The 5,646-nt window shown below is 43.3% G+C and carries 6 protein-coding genes; 4 read left to right on the top strand and 2 right to left on the bottom strand.

Translation table 11 applies throughout. From position 1 onward, the window contains the following. Together VIP81_RS01575 and VIP81_RS01580 are read right to left on the bottom strand one after the other, a co-directional pair. A partial coding sequence (locus VIP81_RS01575) for a sulfatase (RefSeq protein WP_331956722.1) occupies positions 1–1,364 on the bottom strand: 1,364 nt, incomplete at its 3' end. 68 nt (positions 1,365–1,432) lie between these two features. Then, positions 1,433–2,014, bottom strand: coding sequence for a DUF4202 domain-containing protein (locus VIP81_RS01580; protein WP_331956723.1), 582 nt, complete (start codon positions 2,012–2,014; stop codon positions 1,433–1,435). Positions 2,015–2,398: 384 nt separating this feature from the next. Between VIP81_RS01580 and VIP81_RS01585 the strand changes: the two genes are divergently transcribed. The 4 genes from VIP81_RS01585 to VIP81_RS01600 all read left to right on the top strand — a co-directional run. Then, a complete protein-coding gene (locus VIP81_RS01585) occupies positions 2,399–2,512 on the top strand; it encodes a chromate resistance protein ChrB domain-containing protein (RefSeq protein ID WP_331956724.1) in 114 nt (37 codons plus the stop codon). A gap of 9 nt (positions 2,513–2,521) precedes the next feature. Further along, positions 2,522–3,694, top strand: coding sequence for a chromate transporter (locus tag VIP81_RS01590; protein ID WP_331956725.1), 1,173 nt, complete (start codon positions 2,522–2,524; stop codon positions 3,692–3,694). A 136-nt stretch (positions 3,695–3,830) separates the two neighbouring features. Then, positions 3,831–5,207, top strand: coding sequence for a TolC family protein (locus VIP81_RS01595; RefSeq protein ID WP_331956726.1), 1,377 nt, complete (start codon positions 3,831–3,833; stop codon positions 5,205–5,207). A gap of 13 nt (positions 5,208–5,220) precedes the next feature. Continuing rightward, positions 5,221–5,646: efflux RND transporter permease subunit (locus VIP81_RS01600; protein ID WP_331956727.1), on the top strand; the 426-nt coding region annotated here is incomplete at its 3' end.

The raw sequence follows: 5,646 nt of genomic DNA on the forward strand, positions 1-5,646 counted from the left end.
GTTTTTTTCAGATAATCATCCAGCATTTTTTCCAGCTGTTTTGCCTTTTCAGGCTTGGCTGCATATAAGTTATTTGTTTCCTTAGCATCAATGATGATGTTAAATAGTTCTGTTTTATGGCTACCATAGTGCTTTATCAGTTTCCAATCGCCAAGACGAATAGCACTGGCCGGCGTTTCGCGCCAAACCTGTGACAGGTTATGCTTGTTATTCCTTTCAAGGTAAGCCGGAAAATGCCACACCATTAGCCTTTCAGCAGGTAGTTGCCCACCCGCTAACAAAGGTAACAGCGAACTACCATCTAAATTTTCCGGCCATTCCGTTTTGGGTAAGCCTGCCAACTCCATAAATGTTGGGTAGAAGTCTGCCGCCATCACCGGTTGTTCAATTACCCGACCTGGCTTTAAATGATGAGGCCATTTAATAATTAATGGCTCGCGGATGCCGCCTTCATATAATGACCCTTTTTCGCCGCGCAAATTAACCGTCGTATAATTAAGTACCGGGCCGTTGTCTGATAGGAAGATGATGATGGTGTTGTCACTTAAGCCGGCCTTGTTAATCTCTTTAATTACACGCCCAACATTAGTATCAAGATTCTCCATCATCGCCGCATAAACGGCGCTGATCGGTGCGTTATCCGGTAACAATTTTTTATACTTCTTAACGAGTGAGTCGGGGGCCTGCACCGGACTGTGTACCGAATAGTAAGGAAGGTATAAACAAAACGGCTTCTCATGTTTTGTTGCGATATAATTCACCGCCTTATCTGTTAACGCGTCTGCCAGAAACTTATCTACCGGCTGGTCGTCTAAATTTGGCAGATTAAATGGAGGGAAATGGTCACTTACCCCACCGGCATCTGAACCACCTATATTTTGTAGAAAACCCTGCCCCAGTGGACTAAAAGCCCCATCGCCCAAATGCCATTTGCCGATGCTTATACATTCATAGCTGCATTTGGTTAAGCCTTCTGCAAAAGTCACAAAACTGGTATCCAATATAGTTTTATTTTCTACCGGTATCAGTTTTCTGTCTTTCGTTCCACCACGTGTAGATTTACCAACGGTATATATACCATGTCTGGGAGTAAACATACCTGACAACAAACACGCCCTGGATGGGGCACAATTGGGCGCGTTTACATACCCTTGTGTAAACTTCCAGCCATCCTTAGCTAAACCATCAATATTGGGGGTTTGCACGTATTTATTTCCATAGCAGCCTAAATCGTTATAGCCCATATCATCTGCCAATATAAAGACGATGTTGGGCCGCGAATTAATGAATGATTTTTGCTGAGCAAATACTTTAAGGCATGATAAACAGTATAAGATGCTGAGATAGTATAACGCGTTTTTCATTGTTACTAATATTAATGTATGGTCATCAGTTTAACGGCTACCTGCAGCGGTCACTATTGATAAGCCTATTAACTATGCAGCGCTTTATTCAACAAGCCCAACCCCTTCTCACTATAACTAAGCAATAAAGCCTGCTCTCGTCCGGACGCACTCATTTTAGCCCAGGTTTTTTGCAGAATATCAATCATCTTATCATCAGACTGCTTTTCAATAAGATCATCATACTGGAATTCAAGAAACACCAGGCAAAGTGCATCTTCCATCGCCTGTACTTCGTTGTCGGTTTTAAGTCGCTTCTTCCCTATAATTTCACATACGCGGTCAATGGTATCCGAATCATATCCCACGGTGCGTAGCATCTCCGCTGCCTTATTTGCGTGGAATTTGGAAAGCTCGTTTCTCCATGTAAGATATCCCACCCTGCCTTCCGGATAATTACTTCTTGCAATCTCCCATCTTCCAATATGCTGGCATCTGGAGGCGAGCAATAAAGATTCACTGGCATCCGGATGAAGTCTTTCTATCCATTCATGTAATTTGATGGCATAAAAATATTCAGATGGAAATTCCTCTCCATGCCAGATCACTTTCTCAGGGGCTTTCCTGTTATACGCATCAAAAAGTTCAAAAGCCTGCTCCAGACGGGTCATAAGGATTAATTTTAAATCGGTAATAATATGGTAGATTTCTTCTGAAGTCCAAGATACTTAAAAATGAATCGGGTAGCAATATATATGATCACCAGCATCTTCCATCAAAATGAGTTGTAAGTTGTCCTGTCCGCGGGTGTTCATGGAAATACGTAACATCCTGATAGACAGGATCCGTTCTCCCTTGATAATTATTTCTTAATAAATTCAAAGAACCAGCTAACTTTCAGGAGCCATTTTACCCGAATTTTTAAGACACATACCGGCAAAAGTCCATCTGCCTGCAAAAAAGTTTGCCGAAAAAGTAAAAACTATACAAAACCTTCATTTTCATTCTATTTATTGATAATGGGTAATCCGACTTTGTAGCCAAATTGAGCTATCATGAAGTGGATTACCCGTGAACGACCTAAAATAGACCGCATCGCCTGCCCATGGCTGATTACCCGGTTTATTGACCCGGAAAAGAAGAAAAACATACCTGAAATAAAACATTAATAAATAGTAATGGACAATAACAACACGCCGACTTATAGCCTGCGCCAATTAGTACTTTATTTTCTTGGATTAGGTAGCTGGGGCTTTGGCGGACCGGTTGCTCTTGCAGGCTATATGCATCGTGACCTGGTTGAAAAAAGGAAGTGGATCAGTGAAGAAGATTATAAAGAAGGGCTGGCATTAGCCCAGCTCGCCCCCGGCCCACTAGCCGCACAGTTGGGCATATACATTGGATATGTACACTATCGTATCCTGGGAGCAACACTCGCCGGTTTAGCCTTCGTACTGCCATCGTTTATTATAGTGGTAACCCTCGGATTTATTTATACTCAGTGGCAGGGTATTCCCTGGATGCAGGCAGTATTTTATGGGGTTGGGGCAGCTGTCATTGGTATTATCGCCATGAGCGCCTATAAGCTAACCCGTAAATCAATTGGCACAGATAAGTGGCTGGGCGTTATTTATCTTATTACAGCCGCCTATACCGTATGGAAAGAAAATGAAAACGTGTTGCTTTTCCTCGGTGCTGGAATTATTTACTGGTGGGTGAAATCTCCAAAGAAGAAAATATCCGTCCCGAAGAAAGAAGCCGGAGAACTTATTAAATCCTCTTCATTCCCGCTACTGTTCAATTTTTCATTCAGTGCATCCGGTAATACACTTTGGCAGATACTCTTATACTTTACTAAGGCAGGAGCATTGGTTTTCGGTAGCGGTTTAGCTATCGTTCCATTTCTCTATGGCGGTGTGGTAAAAGAACACGGGTGGTTAAATGAGCAACAATTCATGGATGCAGTGGCAGTAGCCATGATTACTCCCGGACCAGTTGTAATAACAGTAGCATTTATAGGCTTCCTTGTCGCTGGTTTTACCGGTGCTTGCGTTGCTGCTTTTGGCACCTTCTTTCCCTCTTATGTTTTTACAGTAGTACCTGCACCTTATTTCAGAAAATATGGAAAGCATCCTGGTATAAAGGCTTTTGTTGATGGTGTTACTGCTGCTGCCATCGGTGCCATATCGGGTGCCGTGATTGTACTAGGTAAAAGATCACTGGTAGATGTCTACACGATTGCCCTGGCTATTATCACAGTGATAGTGTTATTGCGATTTAAGAAACTGCCTGAGCCAATAATCATATTGGTGGCGGCAGGTGTTGGACTTTTACTAAAGAATATGCAATAACCACCAATAAATAATATAGACCGCATACAATTTCTTAAATCCGGGCTTATCTTTAATCTCTTCAATTGAGATAACGTGGCTGAACGGCTGAATACCGCCAGAAAGATCGGATAAGACTACTTTAAATAACTAATAAATGAATGTTTACCATAAACAGGTATCGATGTGTGGTTGCATAATTATGCTGTCTTTATCTGTTATAGCACAACAACGGACAATCCATATCAGGGAGTTACTTTCCCTCGTACAGTCGCAGCCCCAGGTGAAAGCTTATGAGCAACAATCCCAGGCAGCACAGTATAATGTAAATCTTGCGAAAAACTCATTGATGCCGGAATTGACGGCTGGCTACCAGGCGGGATATGCCACCTACAATAACATTACCGGGATTAGTTATCCAGGATTAATCTCTCCCATGAGCGGGCCTCCTTCTACCGGAAATGTGTATGATCCGGTTCCCGGCACTGCTGTTGCAGCCTTGTTGAAGTGGAACCCGCTTACCTTTGGGCAGCGGCAGGCGGCTGTTGAAAAAGCAGCAGCACAATATAAGCTGGCGGGTACCTATTACAATGATGTGCTTTTCCGGCAACAGTTCCTTGCCATCACCTCCTACCTGAATGCGGTATATCTTCATCAGCTCCTGCAAAGTTATGAAGCCAATATCGAACGCACTAAAGTTGGCTTACAACAGTCACTGGTATATGCACAACAAGGCTTACGACCGGGTATTGACACCACCCAGTTTCAGTCGGTATTGGCGCAGGCGCAAACAGATCTGATGACGATACAGCGTCAGTACTATGCAGAAATTTCCGAACTCACGCGGATAACTAATTTGCCCGAAAAGCCGGATGGGATTGTATTATCAGATACTTTGCTCATTCATCAATTACCTGTTGATGCAGACACCTCTTCCGGCTTTGCGTCACACCCTTCCCTTCAGTATTATCAGACTAAAAGAGAAGTCAGCGAAGCGGCCCTGAAAGAAATACAACGTGCATGGCGCCCTAAACTTGATCTTTGGGCCAATGCCTTTGCACGTGGTTCAGGTGTGCAGGCAGATGGATCTATCAACAAAGCAGATGGCTGGTCTTTATCCCGCAGGAATTATGGTGCGGGTGTACAGATAAGTTTTCCCATCCTCCAGTTTTCACAGGTAAACTTCCAGAAAAAGCAGTACAAGCTGCTGCTTAAATCAGACGAGGCACAATTAGATCAGGTCAAGCTAAATCTGCAAAAGCAAAAAGAAACTGCACAATTTAATTACGAGCAGAATTTGTCGATTGCGCAACAGTCACTGATACAGGCCCAGGCCGCCCGATTTGCCTTTGATGGGTTGAAACTTAGTTATGAAAGTGGTCTGATAGATTTTACCAGGCTGATTCAGGGGCAATACGATCTGCTAAAAGCCGAAGCAGGTGAGGCCAATACCTTTTTGCAGGTATGGCATTCCCTGTTAGAGCTGGCAGCTGCAAATGGTAACCTGAATGTATTTACAGATAAACTGAAATAACGATACACGCTTTATGAAACTAATCATTTCGGCATTAAGGCATCCCGTCACCATACTGGTAGCTATTATTGCCATCCTCTTTTTTTCTTTCCTGTCTATCCGCAATGCGAAGGTAGATATATTCCCGCGCCTTGGTTTGCCGGTAGTATATGTAGCACAACCTTATGGCGGGTTGTCTCCTGAGCAGGTAGAAGGATTTGTTACCTCCTATTACGAGTACCATTTTCTATACATCACCGGTGTTAAATATGTAGAATCTAAAAGTATTCAGGGTGCTGCTATTATTAAAATAGAATTTAATGAAGGCACAGATATGAGTCAGGCGATGGCCGAAGTGGTTGGGTATGTGAACCGGGCAAGAGCTTTTATGCCCCCGGGTACAGTACCTCCCTTTGTTACCCGTTTTGATGCGGGTAGTGTGCCTGTAGGACAATTGGTG

The organism is Chitinophaga sp., assembly GCF_036566945.1.
Classification (GTDB): Bacteria; Bacteroidota; Bacteroidia; order Chitinophagales; family Chitinophagaceae; genus Chitinophaga.